This window comes from Acinetobacter sp. YH12137, from assembly GCF_013418535.1.
Classification (GTDB): domain Bacteria; phylum Pseudomonadota; class Gammaproteobacteria; order Pseudomonadales; family Moraxellaceae; genus Acinetobacter.
This window is the reverse complement of sequence record NZ_VPBW01000008.1, coordinates 53,744-71,564: the sequence shown is the minus strand read 5'-3', so window position 1 is coordinate 71,564 and position 17,821 is coordinate 53,744. Positions and strand designations below refer to the sequence as shown.

At 43.5% G+C, this 17,821-nt stretch carries 18 protein-coding genes, 4 tRNA genes and 1 pseudogene; 9 read left to right on the top strand and 14 right to left on the bottom strand.

Translation table 11 applies throughout. From position 1 onward, the window contains the following. Positions 1–174: 174 nt before the first annotated feature. Together FTU72_RS06360 and FTU72_RS06355 are read left to right on the top strand one after the other, a co-directional pair. Positions 175–2,679, top strand: a complete 2,505-nt coding sequence (locus FTU72_RS06360) for an acyl-CoA dehydrogenase (protein ID WP_180052557.1) — start codon at positions 175–177, stop codon at positions 2,677–2,679. 169 nt (positions 2,680–2,848) lie between these two features. After that, on the top strand, positions 2,849–3,241 hold the full coding sequence (locus FTU72_RS06355; protein ID WP_099336964.1) for a carboxymuconolactone decarboxylase family protein: 393 nt from the start codon (positions 2,849–2,851) through the stop codon (positions 3,239–3,241). Between the two features lie 145 nt (positions 3,242–3,386). Here the strand turns inward: FTU72_RS06355 and FTU72_RS06350 are convergent, their stop codons facing one another. From FTU72_RS06350 to FTU72_RS06310, 9 genes are all read right to left on the bottom strand, one after another. Continuing rightward, positions 3,387–4,226: an NAD(P)-dependent oxidoreductase gene (locus tag FTU72_RS06350; protein ID WP_373685623.1), complete on the bottom strand. Its 840-nt coding sequence runs from the start codon at positions 4,224–4,226 to the stop codon at positions 3,387–3,389. Between the two features lie 51 nt (positions 4,227–4,277). Next, entirely contained in the window at positions 4,278–5,639 is a 1,362-nt protein-coding gene (rutG, locus tag FTU72_RS06345) for a pyrimidine utilization transport protein G (RefSeq protein ID WP_180052555.1), read from the bottom strand. A 33-nt stretch (positions 5,640–5,672) separates the two neighbouring features. Next, entirely contained in the window at positions 5,673–6,188 is a 516-nt protein-coding gene (rutF, locus tag FTU72_RS06340) for an NADH-dependent FMN reductase RutF (RefSeq protein ID WP_373683632.1), read from the bottom strand. 145 nt (positions 6,189–6,333) lie between these two features. Continuing rightward, the gene (rutC, locus tag FTU72_RS06335; RefSeq protein WP_004646493.1) at positions 6,334–6,714 is read right to left on the bottom strand and encodes a pyrimidine utilization protein C; all 381 of its coding nucleotides are present in this window, start codon (positions 6,712–6,714) and stop codon (positions 6,334–6,336) included. 33 nt (positions 6,715–6,747) lie between these two features. Next, positions 6,748–7,509, bottom strand: a complete 762-nt coding sequence (gene rutB, locus FTU72_RS06330) for a pyrimidine utilization protein B (RefSeq protein WP_180052554.1) — start codon at positions 7,507–7,509, stop codon at positions 6,748–6,750. After that, entirely contained in the window at positions 7,506–8,612 is a 1,107-nt protein-coding gene (gene rutA, locus FTU72_RS06325) for a pyrimidine utilization protein A (RefSeq protein ID WP_180052553.1), read from the bottom strand. Before rutA ends, rutB begins: the two co-directional genes overlap by 4 nt. A 335-nt stretch (positions 8,613–8,947) precedes the next feature. Beyond that, the gene (gene rutD / locus FTU72_RS06320; protein WP_180052552.1) at positions 8,948–9,739 is read right to left on the bottom strand and encodes a pyrimidine utilization protein D; all 792 of its coding nucleotides are present in this window, start codon (positions 9,737–9,739) and stop codon (positions 8,948–8,950) included. A gap of 80 nt (positions 9,740–9,819) precedes the next feature. Next, a complete protein-coding gene (locus tag FTU72_RS06315; RefSeq protein ID WP_005234869.1) occupies positions 9,820–10,077 on the bottom strand; it encodes a hypothetical protein in 258 nt (85 codons plus the stop codon). Positions 10,078–10,215: 138 nt separating this feature from the next. Then, on the bottom strand, positions 10,216–11,397 hold the full coding sequence (locus FTU72_RS06310) for a S1C family serine protease (RefSeq protein WP_004782756.1): 1,182 nt from the start codon (positions 11,395–11,397) through the stop codon (positions 10,216–10,218). Between the two features lie 170 nt (positions 11,398–11,567). Between FTU72_RS06310 and FTU72_RS06305 the strand changes: the two genes are divergently transcribed. The 7 genes from FTU72_RS06305 (at position 11,568) to FTU72_RS06275 (ending at position 14,353) form a co-directional block, all read left to right on the top strand. Further along, positions 11,568–12,326, top strand: coding sequence for a Nif3-like dinuclear metal center hexameric protein (locus tag FTU72_RS06305; protein WP_180052551.1), 759 nt, complete (start codon positions 11,568–11,570; stop codon positions 12,324–12,326). A gap of 153 nt (positions 12,327–12,479) precedes the next feature. Continuing rightward, positions 12,480–13,106, top strand: coding sequence for a superoxide dismutase (locus tag FTU72_RS06300; protein WP_004782758.1), 627 nt, complete (start codon positions 12,480–12,482; stop codon positions 13,104–13,106). A 146-nt stretch (positions 13,107–13,252) separates the two neighbouring features. After that, positions 13,253–13,328 (top strand) — tRNA-Asn (locus FTU72_RS06295). Positions 13,329–13,334: 6 nt separating this feature from the next. Beyond that, positions 13,335–13,410 (top strand) — tRNA-Asn (locus tag FTU72_RS06290). A gap of 279 nt (positions 13,411–13,689) precedes the next feature. After that, positions 13,690–13,765, top strand: a tRNA-Asn gene (locus FTU72_RS06285). 6 nt (positions 13,766–13,771) lie between these two features. Next, a tRNA-Asn gene (locus FTU72_RS06280) sits at positions 13,772–13,847 on the top strand. Positions 13,848–13,909: 62 nt separating this feature from the next. Next, on the top strand, positions 13,910–14,353 hold the full coding sequence (locus FTU72_RS06275) for a DUF2726 domain-containing protein (protein WP_180052550.1): 444 nt from the start codon (positions 13,910–13,912) through the stop codon (positions 14,351–14,353). 5 nt (positions 14,354–14,358) lie between these two features. On the opposite strand, the gene FTU72_RS06270 is transcribed toward FTU72_RS06275, so the two are convergent. The 5 genes and pseudogenes from FTU72_RS06270 to FTU72_RS06250 all read right to left on the bottom strand — a co-directional run bounded on the left by FTU72_RS06270 (position 14,359) and on the right by FTU72_RS06250 (position 17,762). Further along, complete coding sequence (locus FTU72_RS06270) at positions 14,359–14,619, bottom strand: hypothetical protein (RefSeq protein WP_166137104.1); 261 nt, start codon at positions 14,617–14,619, stop codon at positions 14,359–14,361. Positions 14,620–14,729: 110 nt separating this feature from the next. Then, positions 14,730–15,981: pseudogene (locus tag FTU72_RS06265) on the bottom strand (alpha/beta hydrolase family protein). 106 nt (positions 15,982–16,087) lie between these two features. Further along, positions 16,088–16,966: a 4-hydroxybenzoate octaprenyltransferase gene (gene ubiA, locus FTU72_RS06260; protein ID WP_180052549.1), complete on the bottom strand. Its 879-nt coding sequence runs from the start codon at positions 16,964–16,966 to the stop codon at positions 16,088–16,090. Between the two features lie 6 nt (positions 16,967–16,972). Then, a complete protein-coding gene (locus FTU72_RS06255; RefSeq protein WP_218947507.1) occupies positions 16,973–17,494 on the bottom strand; it encodes a chorismate lyase in 522 nt (173 codons plus the stop codon). Beyond that, on the bottom strand, positions 17,487–17,762 hold the full coding sequence (locus tag FTU72_RS06250; protein ID WP_004782767.1) for a hypothetical protein: 276 nt from the start codon (positions 17,760–17,762) through the stop codon (positions 17,487–17,489). The genes FTU72_RS06255 and FTU72_RS06250 overlap by 8 nt, the downstream gene beginning before the upstream one ends. Between the last annotated feature and the right edge of the window lie 59 nt (positions 17,763–17,821).

Genomic DNA, 17,821 nt, shown 5'->3' with positions numbered 1-17,821 from the left:
AACAGATAAAACACTTCAATATATCGTTGAAATATTTAATAACGATCGTTCTCACAACAACAATTGTGAATTTGCCAGTTGCTTAAGCGATGTAAAAAAATTGATCAAGTCTTATGAAGACACCTTAGGGAGATCGGCAGCATCACAATTGTATGACCCTGGAGAAATATAACAATGCTATTTATTTTCGCCGTACTTCTTCTCATTGCCAGTTTATGGGCGATTTTCTTTTTTCAACTCTCCCGTACCACTGGTGCAATTACCCTGATTATCATGTCAGTAGTTTGTGCCTTTATCAGTCCTTGGTCACTGATTCTGGGTATTCCTCTGATCCTGATCAGTCTGGTCGTCATGATCGAACCTTTGCGTATGTCTTTCATTTCCAGGCCAGCCTATAAGGCATTAGCGGATGCCATGCCGAGCATTAGCCCGACAGAACGTGAGGCTCTTGATTCCGGCACCAGCTGGTGGGAAAAAGAGCTCTTTATGGGGGCGCCGAACTGGGAAACCTTTAATAGCTATCCCTATCCAAAACTTTCCATTGAGGAACAGGCATTCTTGGATAACGAAGTCGAAACGCTGTGTAGCATGCTGGATGAATGGGAAATTCATGAGAAGAAAATGCTGCCTGAACATATCTGGCAATATATTAAAGATAATGGCTTCTTGGGACTAATTATTCCCAAAGAATACGGCGGTCGTGCCTTTAGTTCCTTTGCTCAAAGCCGGGTGATGAGCAAAATTTCTTCACGCTCTCTCACTGCTGCTGTGAGCTGTATGGTGCCTAACTCACTTGGGCCGGGTGAGTTGTTACTACATTATGGTACCGATGAACAAAAAGATCGTTATTTACCCGGTCTGGCCAAAGGTGAAGAAATCCCATGTTTTGGTCTGACCAGTCCTGAAGCCGGTTCAGATGCCGGTGCGATTCCAGATACCGGTGTGGTCTGCTATGGACAGTTTGAAGGTCAGGAAGTCTTGGGACTGAGAATGAATTTCTCCAAACGCTGGATTACTCTAGCACCAATTGCCACCGTGGTTGGTCTGGCTTTTAAAATGTATGATCCTGACTATCTACTCGGTGATAAAACGGATTATGGGATTACTTGTGCCTTGCTACCGGCCAATCATGAAGGGGTAAAAGTCGGTCCACGTCATAATCCTGGCTCCCCTTTTATGAATGGTACTGTTGAAGGTAAGGATGTATTTATTCCTTTAGACTGGATCATTGGTGGCGTGAAAAATGCCGGTAAAGGCTGGCGTATGCTGATGGAATGTCTAGCGGTTGGTCGTGGTATTTCCCTACCGGCTTTGTCTACCTCCAGTGCCGAAATGACTTACCTGAATGTCAGTGCGTTCTCGCGAATCCGTCAGCAATTCAAGATTTCAGTGGGTAAATTTGAAGGCGTACAGGAAGCCAATAGTGAAATTGCCAGTGATGCCTATATGCTGGAAGCTTTCCGTTATTTAGTGACTTGTGGTCTGAACCAAGGTGGTAAACCGGCAGTCATGACGGCAATTGCTAAATACTATGCCACTGAGACCATGCGTAAAATTGTCAATCACGGTATGGATGTCGTGGGTGGCCGTGCGATTCAAATGGGACCTCGTAACTTCCTGGCTCTCAACTATCAGGCCATTCCAGTATCGATTACAGTCGAAGGCGCCAATATTCTGAGCCGTTCATTGATGATCTTTGGTCAAGGCTCAATGCGTTGCCATCCTTATCTATATGAAGAATTACAGCTTCTGCAAGCTGAAGACCCAAAAGCCGCTCTGAATCCATTCGATACTATGTTGTTTAAGCATCTGGGTTATACCTTTAACCGGACTGCCCGCTCTTTTGCCTATGCTTTTAGCGGTGGTTCAAGTGCTGCGCCACAAAGTGCAGTTGATTTTACCCGTCCCTATTACAAGATTATCAACCGGCTCAGTGCCAACTTTGCCCTGACTGCAGATATGTGTTTAGGTTTATTAGCAGGTGATATTAAACGCAAGGAAATGCTTTCTGGCCGTCTGGCTGATATTCATGCCCATCTGTTTATTGCGACGGCAATCCTGAAATTCTTTGAACATAGCAAAAAAACTGAAGCTGAACGTCTGCATGCACAATTGGCAATTGAGAAATCTTTATATACGGCTCAGGAAGCGTTTTATGACCTGTTTGCAAATTTCCCGGTGGGTGTTGCTGCTGGCATGGTCAAACTTATCTGTTTCCCATTTGGCCGACCTGTCGCGAAGCCATCTGACCGACTTAAACAGGAAGTCGCAAATGTCATGATGGAAGATAACGCTTTCCGGAAAGTACTGAAAAAGCATGTTTTCTATAGCACAGCGGAAGATGATGTGAATGGTCGTATGGAATCAACCTTCACCATGTTATTGGAGATTGAGCAGCTTTGGGATCGCTTTAAAAAAGCCGAAAACAAAGGTCAATTTAAAGGACTCAGTTTTGCTGATCATGTGGCTGATGCGCATGAACAAGGCTTTATTAATGAAGAAGAAGCCAATAAGTTGCTGGACTATAATGCGCGTCGCTACGACAGCATGTTGACTGATGTCTTCGATTTGCATTTACAGGAAGTATTGGAACTTGAAAATCCTCATATTTCGAAAGCAGATGCAACAGGTACCGATACTTCAGTTCAAAGTGCACCTTCACATTCAACGACTCCTTAGATAGAGCTTTTATCTAAATCGATCTTTGATTCCAAAGCGAAGTATTATTTCTTTACTCTGCTTTGGAATCTCTCAAGTGGCTACCCAGCCACTTTTTTACGACTATTGCACGATGGCATTTTGCCTTTAAAGCCTTAAGCTAGACCGATAATAAAATTGAGGGTTAATGATGTCACAACAAGATTATGAAAATGGCTTGAAAGTCCGTACTGAAGTGATGGGTGCAAGTTTTGTAAAACGTGCTCAGGACAATACGGTTCCTTTTACCCAACCGTTACAGGACTGGATTAATGAACATGCCTGGGGTTCAACCTGGCAACGTGAAGGGGTTTTACCACGTAAATACCGTTCTTTAATTACTATTGCTTTTCTTACCGCGCAAAAAAGCCCAACTGAATTGAAAGGCCATGTTCGTGGCGCTTTGAATAACGGTGCGACAGTTGAAGAAATTCAGGAAGTACTACTGCATAGCTTGCCTTACTGCGGCGCTCCTGCAACACAAGAAGCATTCCGTGCAGCGCTTGAAGTGATCCAAGAATATCAATCGAATCAGCAGAGTTAAGAATTGCTTAGGCTATTTAGCCATCTTAGCAATAATAAAGCCGGGAATTAAAATTCCCGGTTTTTTAAATTTTGAATCGATAAATCTATTGTTCTTTAATTAAAGAATCATAGTTTCTCTGTTTAATAAAAAATTAAAAATAAACTTATCCTCTTAATTCAATTTGAGTACGTTGCTCCAAGCCTTGCACCGCAGCGGAAAAATCTAATTGACTGGCCTGAGATTTCGCTATTTGCTGAAACTCTTGCTGAACCAAAGACATCACCGTTAAATCCAGTTGCTGTTGCTGCACCAGCTCCAAAGCAATACCAATATCTTTCTGCAATAAATCCAGCGCAAAGGTCTTGTGAAACTCACGGCTCAGTACACGCTGTGCCATGATATTTTCCGACATGCTGCTTTTACCACTGGAATGATTAATACAGTTTAGTGCACTGCTTAAATCAACGCCCTGCCCTTTCAGCACAGTCAGCCCTTCAGCCAATGCCCATAAGTGAGTCGCCATTAAGGTATTATTCACGGCTTTCACCGCAAAACCAGAACCGCTTTCTCCCACATATTCAATCAAACCTGCAAAGGCATCAATGATCGGCTTGACTTGTTCAAAGGCTTGTTCATTGCCTCCGACCATCACAGTTAAAGTACCGCGTTCCGCTCCAATGGTTTGGCCAGAAACCGGTGCATCCAGATAAAAACTGCTTTGTTGCTCCAATAACTTCGCCAGTTTCTGTGCAGATTCCGGCACCCCGCTGGTACAGTCAATCCAGATTGCACCTTGTTTGGGTGGATGGGCTGCAATCAATGCTTCCACATCCTGACTGGTCGGCAAACAGGAAAAAATAAAATCCGCCTGAACCGCCTCATCAATACTCACCGCTTGAGTCGCAAAAGTTTCAGCATGCGCTACAGCTTTCTGTTCAGTCCTGTTCCAGACCCAAACCTGATGTCCGAGTTTTGGCAGATGGGAGGCCATATGCCAGCCCATTGCCCCGAGTCCTAAAAATGCAATTGTATGACTCAAAAAATACTCCTCATTTTAAGCGACTGGCTTAGCCTCAACCTCAGTTATGGTTTCAGCTGGTTCAGATGCTGGCAATTCTTTATCTTCACCACGATTCAGGAATAGATTGAGTAAGATCGCAGCTAAAGTCGCAGTACCAATACCCCCCAGATCAAAACCACCAATCTGCAAGCTATAGTTCCCTGTACCCATGATCAGACACACGGCACCAATAATCAGCGTACTGTTCTTGGTAAAATCAACCTTGTTATCTACCCAGATTTTTGCACCAGCCACCGTAATCAGACCAAAGACCACAATCGATGCACCACCCAATAAAGCCACTGGAATGGTACTGATCACTGCACCAAATTTAGGTGAAAGTCCGAGTAAAATCGCGAAGATACCCGCGAAGACAAATACCGTGGTTGCATAAACCTTGGTGACTGCCATCACACCGATATTTTCAGCATAAGTGGTCATCCCCGTACCACCGACAGAAGCTGACAATGAAGTACACACCCCATCAGCAAAGAAACCACGGCCCATATATGGCGACAGGTTTTTACCAGTCATCGCAGATACAGCTTTAAAGTGCCCCAGATTTTCTGCCACTAAAATAATCGCTACTGGTGCAATCATCAGCATGGCATTCATTTCAAATACCGGGCTCTGGAAATTAGGCAAACCAAACCATGCGGCTTCACTGACCTTGGTAAAATCAATCGCAGGTCCGAAGCCCATCACATTGGTGAAAATGAAGTAAATCAGATAGGAAGATAACAAGCCCAATAACAGCAACAGACGGCGTACCATTCCTCGGGTAAACACAGCAATCACACTGATACAGATAATGGTGATTAATGCCATCCACGAATCAAACTGGTTCGCTGAAACACTCTTAATTGCGACTGGCGCCAGGTTCAAACCAATGATCATCACAATCACGCCTGTCACTACTGGCGGCATCAGTTTTTCAATCCAGTTGGTACCGGTTTTCATGACCAGCAGACCAATCAAGGCATAGACAATACCGCAAGCAATGGTACCGCCAAGCGCCAGTCCGATATTAGGATTCGCACCAACTCCGGAATAACCTGTAACTGCGACGACCGCACCAATAAAGGCAAAGCTGGATCCTAGATAACTTGGCAATCGACCGCCCGTGATCAGGAAAAATAAAATGGTCCCAATCCCGGTAATGAAAATCGTGAGATTGGGATCAAACCCCATTAATAAGGGTGCCAGCACGGTTGCGCCAAACATGGCAAACACATGCTGCAACCCGAGAATAATACTTTTTCCAGCAGGCAGATATTCATCTGTTTGCACGGGTGTGGTATCGAGATTGCCTTGGTAAGGCTTAAATTTTGGAAACCACGTTTCTTTTTCTTGCATCGGCTTCCCCTCCTTGATTAGGATTGAATTGAATTAGCACATTTTGTGTGGCTCACAGTAAGAACGATTGAAGTACATCAGCGCATTGCCTTGACTCTGGCACATCGCTTTCACCTCACAGAACAGCACGTCATGACTGCCTACGGATAAACATTGGACCACCTCGCAGTCAAAACTGACTAAGGCATCCTCAAGTACAGGTGACTGGGTCACCAAAGTTTTCCAGTTCCCCTGACTGAAACGCTCTGCCATTGGTGTTTTTCCACCAAACAGATTGGAAAGATGTTGTTGATGTGATGCCAGGGTATTCACACACAACACCTGATTCTTTTTAAAGGTTTCATAAACTGAAGCAGAACGGTTCAGACACACCAGCAACGTTGGTGGTGTATCCGTCACGCTACATACGGCTGAGGCAGTAAATCCTGCCTGTCCTGCCTCACCTTGCGTGGTAATGACATTAACTGCAGCCCCGAGATTGGACATGCCTTGACGGAAAATCTGCTGATCAACTTGGGTAAAGATGTCATCTGATGCGTTAGTCGCCAAAACCTTATTTAATGCGTTATTTTCTGCAACTGTTTCTGTGATGATTTTAGATAGTTTGGCATTCATGCTGTTCTCCCGCCCCCAAGTCAATATTCAGTTTCAGACCTGGGGCATCTAGTAATGAGATTGAATCAGGTAGATCGACTTATACATGGGCAATCGAAGCAATTTCGACCAGCGCATCAGGTTTGACTAAACCTGTCTGTACGCAATACCGTGCCGGCTTATCTCCCGGGAAATACTCTGCATAAACTGCATTAATCGCAGCATAATCTGCCCAGTCTTTGACAAAGACATGGTTAAAGGTCACGTCATCCATACTGCCGCCTGCTTCCTCAATCACACGCTTGATAGTTTCCAGAATATGACGGGTCTGTGCTGCGGCATCACCGACATGCACCACATTATTATTTTCATCAAAAGCTAATGTACCGGATACATACACGATATTGTCTGCCTTGGTTGCCGGTACATACGGTGCTAATGGTTTCGATGTTCCTGCTGGAATAATGATTTCTTTAGGCATACTATTTTTTCCTTAATTCTGTTCTTTAATTCTTTATGCGCTTACAGCTAATTTAGTTTCTTTTAGTGACTCACTTTCTTTTTGAAAGGTCTCTACAAAATTTTTGGTATCTGATACCCAGCCAAAGAAAGTCTTGATGTTATACAGACTGACTTCATGCGCTTCGACTGGACCGGCCTGATGGCAGGCATCAGCAAGTGCGACACCGAAATACTCCAGGAAGAAGCCATCACGTAGCGTCGACTCCACACACACGTTGGTGGCAATCCCGACAAAGACCAGATTGCGAATACCTCGGACACGTAACATGCTGTCCAGCGCAGTATTAAAGAAACCGCTATAACGTGGCTTTTCGATCACCAGGTCTTGTGGCAGTGGCTTTAACTCATCAATCAGCTCAAAATCCCAGCCACCTTTTGCTAACAATTGCCCCTGTAATTCAGGACGTTTACGCATGGTCTTTAAGGCATTGGATTTATGGAAATTTGGAGAGTCCTTACCACCCGCTTCCTTATATTCTGCATCCCAGCCATTTTTGAAATAAATCACCTGAATACCGGCTGCATGTGCGGCATCAACGACCTTTTTAATATTTTCAACCACGGGCTTGGTTTTCGAGACATCAAAGCCCGCCAGATCCAGATAGCCACCCTGAGAGGTATAGGCATTTTGCATATCAATCACAATCAAGGCTGTCTGTTCTGGTGCAAGACAAATCGCTTCGGGTTCCGCTTTAAGCGTTTTTCCTGTGCCGAGTTTTTCCGTAAAACCGGCTGTGACGACTGATTCACTCATGCGCTTTTCTCCAAAACTGGCGCTTCATCTTCAATGACAATATGATCACGGCATTTCATTAGCGGCTGGATTTTTTGACCAAAGTCTTCAACCCCTTGAATAAAATCATCAAAAGTTAGTAGTACGCCTTCCGTACCTTTGATCTCACCAATTTCATCCAACATTCGTGCCACATTTTCATAAGAACCCACCAGCGTACCCATATTGATGTTGACTGGAGATACGCTAGAAGCCATTTGACGGATATTGGTGTCTGCACCGGAAGTGGTATCTTTACCGCCTTGATTCATCAGCCAGTTAATCGCTTCCATATCAGCACCATCGTTATAGTGCTGCCATTTGGCTTGCGCTTCTTCATCAGTTTCTGCAGCAATCACCATAAACAGCACATAAGTCTGTACATCACGGCCAGTCACATCTGTTTTTTCTTTGAGGCGGTCATTAATTTCTGCATAAGCTGTTGGAGTATTCAGGCCTTTACCAAACACGAAGTTATAGTCAGCATATTGTGCAGAAAACTCTAAACCTGCATCAGATTGACCTGCACAGATAATCTTCATGTCGGCTTGTGGACGTGGGCTAACACGGCAATCTTCCATCTGGAAATGTTCGCCTTTAAAGTCTGATTTACTAGTCGCCCAAAGTTCACGCAGAATTTGTACATATTCAGACAGATATTCATAGCGTTTGCCAAAATAGTCATTACCTGGCCACATACCCATTTGGGTATATTCAGGTGGCTGCCAGCCAGTTACGACATTCAGACCAAAACGGCCATTTGAAATCGAATCAATGGTTGATGCCATGCGCGCGACAATTGCAGGTGGCATCACCAGAGTTGCGGCAGTTGCGAAAATTTTAATTTTGCTGGTGACAGCCGCAAGACCTGCCATCAGGGTAAACGTTTCCAGGTTATGTTCCCAGAATTCAGTCTTGCCGCCAAAGCCACGCAGCTTGATCATAGAAAGTGCGAAATCGAAACCATAGTGCTCAGCACGCTGTACGATTTGTTTGTTTAACTCAAAAGTCGGCATGTACTGCGGTGCATTTTCAGAGAGTAACCAGCCATTATTTCCGATTGGACAAAAGACACCTATTTTCATTTTCACACCTCATTATTTTTAACACTTATTCAAAATTCTGATTCCACTTCGGGAATTTTATTTACGATATAAACATTGCAAAGCGTGTGCCAACTCTATTTAATTTATAATTATCAGATACTTAATATTTTATTTTTTGAATTTTTAGTAAAATAACCATTTTTACCTATGAGTCAATTTTGAACATACTGTTTCATTCAAGTGCACTCGTAGCAATTTGTGCATTTGCAGTTCATGCATCAATTCGAAGTAAAAACCATACTAACGCTACAAAATGATTAATTAGAAAAAATAAAAAACCAGACAGGAGGTCTGGCTTTTAAAAAATCTTCAAACTAAGGGGAAATCAGGAAGGAAAGGATCCGTTGATTGACCTGATCTGTCTCGGTCACGGTGGAAGCATGTGCACCTGTATCAAGCAAACTGAGATGACTATGCGGCAAGCATTGTTGTAATTGCTGTGACCGTTGATAAGGCACCAGAAAATCATCCTGATTAGCAAGCAGATGCACAGGAATATCCTTGAGTGCCTGACGATGTTCTGCGTTCAGTTTAAAAGCCTGCACGGCTTGTAGGCGTGCCAGAACATTTTGGATCGGTGGAAAGTCAAGGAGCTGCTTATTTTCTGCTTCGGTTAACTGATCAATATGGGTTGAAATCCACTGCGGCGGATAAAGAAATAAAGCCTGTGCTCTCACATATGCCTCTGCCCCGCTATTGAGCAATAACGAAGTCCGGGCTTCGAAACACTTCTGAGTATGAGCATCCAGCTCTCCCCAAGCATTTAACATGGTCAGACTGAGTAGCTTAAACTTTCTTTCAGCCTGATAGGTCGCTAATTGCATGCCGATATGTCCGCCCAATGCATGCCCGATGAAATGAAACTCTCGAATGCCATCATTGATCAATAAATCCAGAATCTGGCCGGCCATATGGTCGATCGAATAAGACGTGGGCAATAGCTCAGAATCTGAATGACAGCCTTCCTGATCATAAGTGACTACATGAAAATGCTGCTGTAAAACTCTAATTTGAGGATTCCAGAAACTGGCATGTCCGCCCAATCCGGACGAAAGCACCATATAAGGTGCATCTGCCTGTGCTGCAAAATGAATAGATAAAGACATATCACTCTCATATTTTAACTATGAGTTGAATGCAGCAAGATATATGCCTGAACAGGATTTTTTTTGAACAATTGATAAAATTATAGCCAGTAGACATTAAAGCTATAATAAAATTCCTGCACCTCAAAGCGCACGTTATAACCAAGCTCAGTTAACTCCGCCGAAAGACCACGAATTTCTTCCAAGGGCAAATGTTTGGGAAATACCGTTAGCACAGCGGTATTGCCCAGTCGGGCATTATCTTCAATCAGTTGAGCCAAGCGAGGCTTATACATTTCAATATTTAAATTGGCCACATCCGATAAAATTTTGGCCTGATCCGCAGTCATAAAACTCATTGTTCTTCACCCTTTTTGATTTTTATTCAATGAAGTTAAATGATTTAATTCACATAAAATATTTTTGTTTTGTATCTATAGTAAATACAGCATGCATAAAAAATCCCTCACATGGAGGGATTTTTCTTAAGAAAAAAATTACTGACCTGGTAAAGGAATATATTGTGAAGAACTGCTTTGCGTTTTACGTTCACTAATCACCACATCCAGTGTCATAGTTTTTCCAGCGCGTTCTACTTCAATCTGAACAGTACTGTTTGGGGCCTGTAAAGCGACAAAATTAATCAGATGTGAGGCAGAAGTAATCACTTCATTATTCACCTTAATGATTTTATCACCACGCTGGATGCCAGCTTTTGCTGCAGGTCCATTTTCCAGCACTTCAGCGACCACTACACCTGATTCCTTAGGTTGCAGTACATCATTACGTTCTGTCGGCAACAGACTGATACCCAGCCAGCCACGAACGACACGGCCATCTTTCAGGATTGCATTCATCACTTGCTGACAGATTTTAGCGGGAATCGCAAAACCAATCCCCAGTGAGCCACCTGTTTGGGAGAAGATTGCTGTATTTACCCCGATCAGGTTACCAGCAACATCAATCAATGCACCACCCGAGTTACCCGGGTTAATTGCAGCATCTGTCTGAATAAAGTCTTCATAGGTATTGATGCCCAGATCAGAACGGCCTGTCGCAGAAATAATCCCCTGAGTCACGGTTTGACCGACACCAAACGGGTTACCAATAGCCAGAACAACATCACCGACTTCATTGCCACTCAGCTTGAATGGCAAAACTGGCAATTGTTCAAGTTCGATCTTGATTACAGCCAAATCCGTATCTGGGTCTGTACCCACGACCTTGGCTTCGGCACGGCGTCCATCATGCAAGGCCACCACAATCTGGTCTGCTTGTGCAATCACGTGGTTATTGGTCAGGATATAACCATCAGGACGTACAATTACACCTGAACCTAAACTGTTTTCATTTGGACTCTGACCAAACTGGTCTGGCAACTGATCACCGAAAAATTCACGGAAGACTGGATCAGTCAGTAAAGGGTGCGCCTGCTGTTTTACTTTTTGTGTGGTAAAGATATTCACCACCGCAGGTGCTGCGACTTTCACGGCGGCACTATAGGAGACAACCCCTCCAGAACGCGAAGTATCAATCAACGGTTCTACTTTTTCAGCAGGCATTTTTACGCCATCCGGCGCAATCGGTGATTTAGGTTTCTGCAGCTGCTGCCACCCCAAAAAACCGATAATGACTAAAATCAGTAACACCCAAGGTAACCATGTAAAGGTGCGGCGCACTTTGCTATCCTCTAAAATATTTTAATTCGTTGATGACTAAGTAATTTGTATCCTATTGTAATGCCAAATACATAACTAAACACAAAAAAATCCACAGAGATTTGTGCTGCTTTAGTTACAATTGGACATATAGATAAGAATTGGCAAGTTCATCAACTGACAGGAATTTTATGGCGAATTTAAACGATATTATCCGCTGGTGCGATCAGACTTTGGCATCTTCCGAATTTAAGGACTATGCACCGAATGGCTTACAGATCGAAGGCCGCGCTGAAGTCAATAAAATTTTATGTGCGGTTACTGCCTCCCAAACTGCGATCGAAGCTGCGATTGAACAAGGTGCTGATTTGTTACTGGTACATCATGGTTATTTCTGGAAAGGTGAAGCCTACCCGATTACCGGGATGCGTGGTAAACGCATTAAAAGCCTGATCCAACATGATATTTCGCTTGTTGGCTATCACCTGCCTTTAGACAGCCATCCAACTCTGGGAAATAATGCTGCGATTGCAGACCTGCTGGAACTGGAAAACCTTGAACAGCTTGATCCGAATGAGCGCCGTCCAATTGGGAATATTGGTTATTTAAAACAGGCCATGACGCCAGAAGGATTCAAAGCCTATGTTTCAGAAAGACTCGGTTATGATGCGTTACATTTACCTGCCGAAAAAAACCTGATTCAAAAAGTCGGTTTCTGTACCGGTGGTGCACAGGATTATATTCATAAAGCGGCAGCACAAGACTGTGATGCTTATATTTCTGGCGAAGTCAGTGAACGTACTTTTTATGATGCTCAGGAACTGGATGTGCATTATTATGCCTGCGGCCACCACGCCACTGAAAAATATGGTGTACAACGTCTGGCTAAAGCTATTTCAGAACAATTTAATATTGAGTATAGTTATTTCGAATTAAACAATCCGATTTAATTTCGATTGGCAAGTACATTGGTGGCTTTATCTTTAAATTTTCAGGCTTTATTCTGTATTGTTATTTATACACAGTGCCCATTTTTGCCTAAGAATCTATTACAATAACGCCACTTATTGTCAAAACCCAGCAAAATGCAAGGAATTGAAAACATGACAACCATTACTTTACCACCATTACCATACGACTACGACGCTCTTGCTCCACACATCAGCAAAGAAACTTTAGAATACCACCACGACAAACACCACAACACTTATGTGGTTAACCTGAACAACCTGATCGCTGGTACTGAGCTTGAAGGCAAAACGCTAGAAGAAATCATCAAAGCAACTGCTGGTGATTCATCTAAAGCAGGTGTATTTAACAACGCTGCGCAAGTATGGAACCACACATTCTACTGGAACTGCTTGACTAAAAACGGTGGCGGTAAAGCAACTGGCGCTTTGGCTGCAAAAATTGACGAAGCTTTCGGTTCTTACGAAAAATTCGCTGAAGAGTTCGCAACTGCTGCTGCAACTCAGTTCGGTTCAGGTTGGGCTTGGTTAGTTGCTGATGAAGTAAACGGTAACCTGTCTATCCTTAAAACTTCAAATGCTGACACTCCGATGGCGCACGGCAAAATCGCTGTGTTGACAATCGACGTTTGGGAACACGCTTACTACATCGATTACCGTAACGCTCGTCCTAAATACATCTCTACTTTCCTAGAAAGCCTGGTGAACTGGGACTACGCAAACGCGAAATATGCAGGTCAACCTGCTGGTGTTGAGAAATAATTTTTATTTCCAGCTTAAAAAATCACCCTTTATGGGTGATTTTTTTATTTTTAGGCCTGAGGTGCATATTAAAAAAGCAAATGATTCATTTCTTTACAGGAATTGATTGACGGTCTTTGTTTTCCTGCCTAAAATGCGCATCAGATTCTCCAATAGCTCAGTCGGTAGAGCGACGGACTGTTAATCCGCAGGTCCCTGGTTCGAGCCCAGGTTGGAGAGCCAATCTATTCTCCCATAGCTCAGTCGGTAGAGCGACGGACTGTTAATCCGCAGGTCCCTGGTTCGAGCCCAGGTGGGAGAGCCAAGATTCCGAAAGAACCCACTCATTGCGAAGTGGGTTTTTTTATGTCTATCTTTTTGGGATTAAATATCTATATGAGTCTTGTTTATAATTTTAGCGACTCTCAACCATGGCAGCGAATAATCACGCAACCCCTCTACCCTTAATCTGGGTTTACATAAACATAACATTTTGAACTACAATCATTTTTGATTATTTTTAAAACACTTGATTCAGTTTTTTTAGCTTTTTTATAAAAGTGCCTTGACCCCTTTTTAAATCTCTCTATAATCGCTTGCAGATTCTCCAATAGCTCAGTCGGTAGAGCGACGGACTGTTAATCCGCAGGTCCCTGGTTCGAGCCCAGGTTGGAGAGCCAATCTATTCTCCCATAGCTCAGTCGGTAGAGCGACGGACTGTTAATCCGCAGGTCCCTGGTTCGAGCCCAGGTGGGAGAGCCAAGATTCTGAAAAACCCACTCATTGCGAAGTGGGTTTTTTTATTCTTTTCTCTTTTATGATCCGTGTTTGATTTGAGTCAGTTTATATTCTTTGTGATTGGCTGTCTGGCAAGCTTTGCCTTAATTTGCCTGCTCTTCCCCCATCTGTTTACCTGCCAGAAGAAATTCTATCCCAAGCGTGTCATTACAGCTTTCGAAAGCAAGATGTTTACTCGCCTGAAAGATGCTTTTCCGCACCATCACATTCTGGCACAGGTCGCATTTAGTGCTTTGATCACACATGACAATATGAAAATGCGCAGCAAGTTCAACCGTAAAGTGACCGATTTTGTGGTGATGGACCGGGAATATAATGTAGTGGCGATTATAGAACTGGATGACCCTAGCCATATTGGCAAGGAACAGGAAGATGCGGAACGCGATGCGATGCTGATTGCTGCCGGCTACACAGTCATCCGCTACACTGAAATTCCAACGATCCGGCAGCTTCAAAGAGATTTGAGATAAATAGTTTAATGAGAGGAATTTGTTTCAGCTTCGGAAGCAGCTTGAGTTGCTTGAGTCTCCTGCTCTACCTTTGATTTTTCAGCCGCTTCGCGTGCTTCAATCCGGGCAATCATGTCAGCCTGTTGCTGTTTATATTTTTCCTGATTTTTCGCATCGCTATTAACTGCCAGAAATGCCATGGTCACCAAAAAAATTGGAACACACAAAGCCAAGGTTCCAAAGATAAGCAGTTTTTTGATACTACGGGGTTTTGTCTGTTCCGACATAACGAGCCTACACTGATAACCTATAATCTTAAGCCACTATAACAAACTTAAATGATTGCTCAAGGCCTAGCATCACAAGGAATAAAAAGGAGCCGAAGCTCCTTTTAGGATCAAGGATTGACAGAAATACCTGAAGGCATATAGGTATTAATAAAGGTCAGCAGCTGGGTTCTGCTTTGTACAATGGCCTCGGTATGTGAAGCATTCTCTACCTCTACAAAATTCACTGTGGTTCCCATATCTTTCAAGCCCTGTTGTAAAGTATTTGTTACTGGATACGGAACAGCCATATCTGCAGTACCTTGAATGATCATCACAGGAACATTAATTTTTTCAGTTGCAGGCTGATTATTCTCAAGGAACTTTTCAACCGACGAATTATTCTGGAAGTTTTCTACTAATCCCGGATAGTCCACGACTGTTTTTTCCGGATTATTCACCAGATAATCATCAATATCTTGCATATATTCAGTAATCAGTGGCCCTAAACAAAGTCCATTTTCTCCAGTCGTGCCTTCTGCCTTTTCAGCCACAATCGCTGCACGGCTTGAAAATATATTGCGATAGTTAAAGCCTGGTTCATAAGCTTTAATCCCTACAGCCACATAAGCCGCATATGCCAATAATTCTGCATAGACCGCTTTCGCAGCATTATCTTGTCCAGCCTCAACCAAAGCACTAAGCGCTTGCGGTGCTACTTCACTGATAATATAGCCCAGACTTGAGGCCGGAGCTGCTGCAACTGCCGCCTTATAATTTGGATCTTCATCGGCAAACTGGGCTGTTGCAAGTGATGCGTGTCCTCCCTGGGATTGTCCCACTGAAACCCAAGCACCATTAAATCGATTTCCTTGTTGTTCTTTAAAGGCTCTTACTGCATAGATAGCCGATTGTGCCGCACTTTTTAAATTTAAATAAGGATGGATCCCCCGAGTACCTAATCCTTCATAATCGGGTGCAACAATCACATATCCCTGTGCAAGCAAGCTGCTGGCCAATCCTCTAAAATTATTATTCAGCTGGTTATTACTTGGTGCACAAGAATCACCGCTACCCACCGTGCCATGTTCCCAAACCACCACCCTCCATCCGTCTTGATGGTTGAGGCGTATTTGGATAAAATACCATGGCTGTCGCTTCAGCCCGTTCACCATTTACGTTTGGCATATTATAGCGTATGACTTGAATATCCGATGCTTCAGGCAAGGTATCCTCATCATAAGATTGTTGACTTAAAAATACCCTTTCCTGTGGTCGGAACGAATCATTGTCATCGTCATTACACGCAGTCATAAACAATGACATGGAACATACCAGTGCCAGACAGGTTTTTTTGAAACCGTTTTTCACTACATTATTCATATTCTAATCCCTTATTGTTGTTTATGATTTTCATGAAGAATCTTGAATTAAGCATAAAAAAAAGCACCCTTATAGGATGCTTTTGTTATGAATCGACAAGGTGCAGTTACAGAAGCGCGGCAAAGATTCCAAGGAAAATCATCAGCCCCACCCAACGGTTATGCCGGAAGGCCCAGAAACAGCGCTGCGGGTCCTTATCTCGAGTTTTTGACCATTGGTAAATAAAATCAATTGCGACTGCGAGCAGACCCATCAGGCCAAATGGAACAAGCAAATCCTCAATCCATAACGCCGAGCCAATCAAGACCAGACTTAGAGCCTGTAAGGTACTAATGATCTGAATATCATGCTGACCAAATAAAATGGCTGTGGATTTTACTCCAATCTTTAAATCGTATTCACGATCGGTAATTGCATATTGCGTGTCATACGCCACAGTCCAAGCCAGATTGCCAAAATACAGTAACCAGCAGGTTAAGTCCGGTGTCTGCCCGACCGCGGTATAGGCCATAGGAATGGACCAGGAAAACGCAGCTCCCAAAAATACCTGCGGCAAATGGGTATAGCGTTTCATAAATGGATAAATGAACGCTAAAAATAACGCGCCAAATGACCAGTAAAAGGTTTCAATCGGCAGGAAAAATAACAGGCAGGCACTGGCTGTGACGAGCACCAGAAAGACCATCACTGCTTCTTTAGCACTAATAATACCGGTGGCTAAGGGACGGGTTTTGGTACGCTCGACATGCGCATCCACTTTACGGTCGGCAAAGTCATTAATGGCACAGCCCGCTGCACGCATAAAAATTACACCTAGAATCATCAGCACCAGAATACTGAGATCAGGAACACCTTTTGCTGCGACCCATAGCGCCCACATGGTCGGCCAAAAGACCAGCTCTGTGCCAATTGGCTTATCAAAACGACAAAGATAATAATAGGCGCTCAGACGTTCACGCCAGGTAATTGCTTGTGCAGTTGCCATATCAAGTTAAGCCTGTTGATTTTGTATAAAGTGTTCAAATGCCGGTAAAAATGTTTCTTGTACAATAAATTTACAACCATGCCAAGTATAGCAGCTCTGGCGGGTCCAGCCCTCTTCCAGATAAATCACACGTCGCTCACACTGTGGATTGGTCCGCTGGAATAATAGCCAGCCAATCGGCTTCGATCCAATGTGCTGAAAAATCCGCGCACGTTTTTGCAAGCTTAATATCGGAAATATACTTTTTGCTTTGACCCAAGGCTGCTCTTCACAGCCATATAAATAGCTTTCCCGCACCCAGGACGTATGCTGATGTGGCATCTGCATCCAACGGGAATCTACAAATTCCAGACGCTGAAAATGTTCCTGCTGTGGTTCTACCCGAAACTGTCCACCGGCCAGATCTGTTAACTGCTGCGTCAATGATCCCGAGGCATACAGCCATTCTCGAAGCGCAGCAGGTATATGCGGTCCATGTGGATTTTTAAATTTTACACTCACAACGTTATCAACTTCACGATTAGGCATTATCTGTCTTTGCAATCACTTCATATTTTCCATTTGGCAGCTTTTTCAAAATCATGCCATCTGTGGTGAGATAAAAACTTTGTGGGTAGTCATAGTCCAAAGCCAGCTCAGGATGACGTAATGCCACAAACTCGACCTGCTTATAACCTTCAGATGTACGCGCAACTTCTACATAGGTCACTTCAGAAAAATTCAGTTTAAAGCCTTTACTATGATCCTGAGGATCAATCCAGGGAAAAAAGCCGGTATGTCTTTTACGTTGTGCCATAACTTCATATCTTTGATCAATAACAGCATCATACAAAAAAACCCGCACAAAGGCGGGTC

Coding starts and splice junctions, on each gene's coding strand:
- FTU72_RS06360 (WP_180052557.1), top strand. CDS start 175: ATGCTATTTATTTTCGCCGTACTTCTTCTCATTGCCAGTTTATGGGCG.
- FTU72_RS06355 (WP_099336964.1), top strand. CDS start 2,849: ATGTCACAACAAGATTATGAAAATGGCTTGAAAGTCCGTACTGAAGTG.
- FTU72_RS06350 (WP_373685623.1), bottom strand. CDS start 4,226: ATGGGCTGGCATATGGCCTCCCATCTGCCAAAACTCGGACATCAGGTT.
- rutG (WP_180052555.1), bottom strand. CDS start 5,639: ATGCAAGAAAAAGAAACGTGGTTTCCAAAATTTAAGCCTTACCAAGGC.
- rutC (WP_004646493.1), bottom strand. CDS start 6,714: ATGCCTAAAGAAATCATTATTCCAGCAGGAACATCGAAACCATTAGCA.
- rutB (WP_180052554.1), bottom strand. CDS start 7,509: ATGAGTGAATCAGTCGTCACAGCCGGTTTTACGGAAAAACTCGGCACA.
- rutA (WP_180052553.1), bottom strand. CDS start 8,612: ATGAAAATAGGTGTCTTTTGTCCAATCGGAAATAATGGCTGGTTACTC.
- rutD (WP_180052552.1), bottom strand. CDS start 9,739: ATGTCTTTATCTATTCATTTTGCAGCACAGGCAGATGCACCTTATATG.
- FTU72_RS06315 (WP_005234869.1), bottom strand. CDS start 10,077: ATGAGTTTTATGACTGCGGATCAGGCCAAAATTTTATCGGATGTGGCC.
- FTU72_RS06305 (WP_180052551.1), top strand. CDS start 11,568: ATGGCGAATTTAAACGATATTATCCGCTGGTGCGATCAGACTTTGGCA.
- FTU72_RS06300 (WP_004782758.1), top strand. CDS start 12,480: ATGACAACCATTACTTTACCACCATTACCATACGACTACGACGCTCTT.
- FTU72_RS06270 (WP_166137104.1), bottom strand. CDS start 14,619: ATGTCGGAACAGACAAAACCCCGTAGTATCAAAAAACTGCTTATCTTT.
- ubiA (WP_180052549.1), bottom strand. CDS start 16,966: ATGGCAACTGCACAAGCAATTACCTGGCGTGAACGTCTGAGCGCCTAT.
- FTU72_RS06255 (WP_218947507.1), bottom strand. CDS start 17,494: ATGCCTAATCGTGAAGTTGATAACGTTGTGAGTGTAAAATTTAAAAAT.
- FTU72_RS06250 (WP_004782767.1), bottom strand. CDS start 17,762: ATGGCACAACGTAAAAGACATACCGGCTTTTTTCCCTGGATTGATCCT.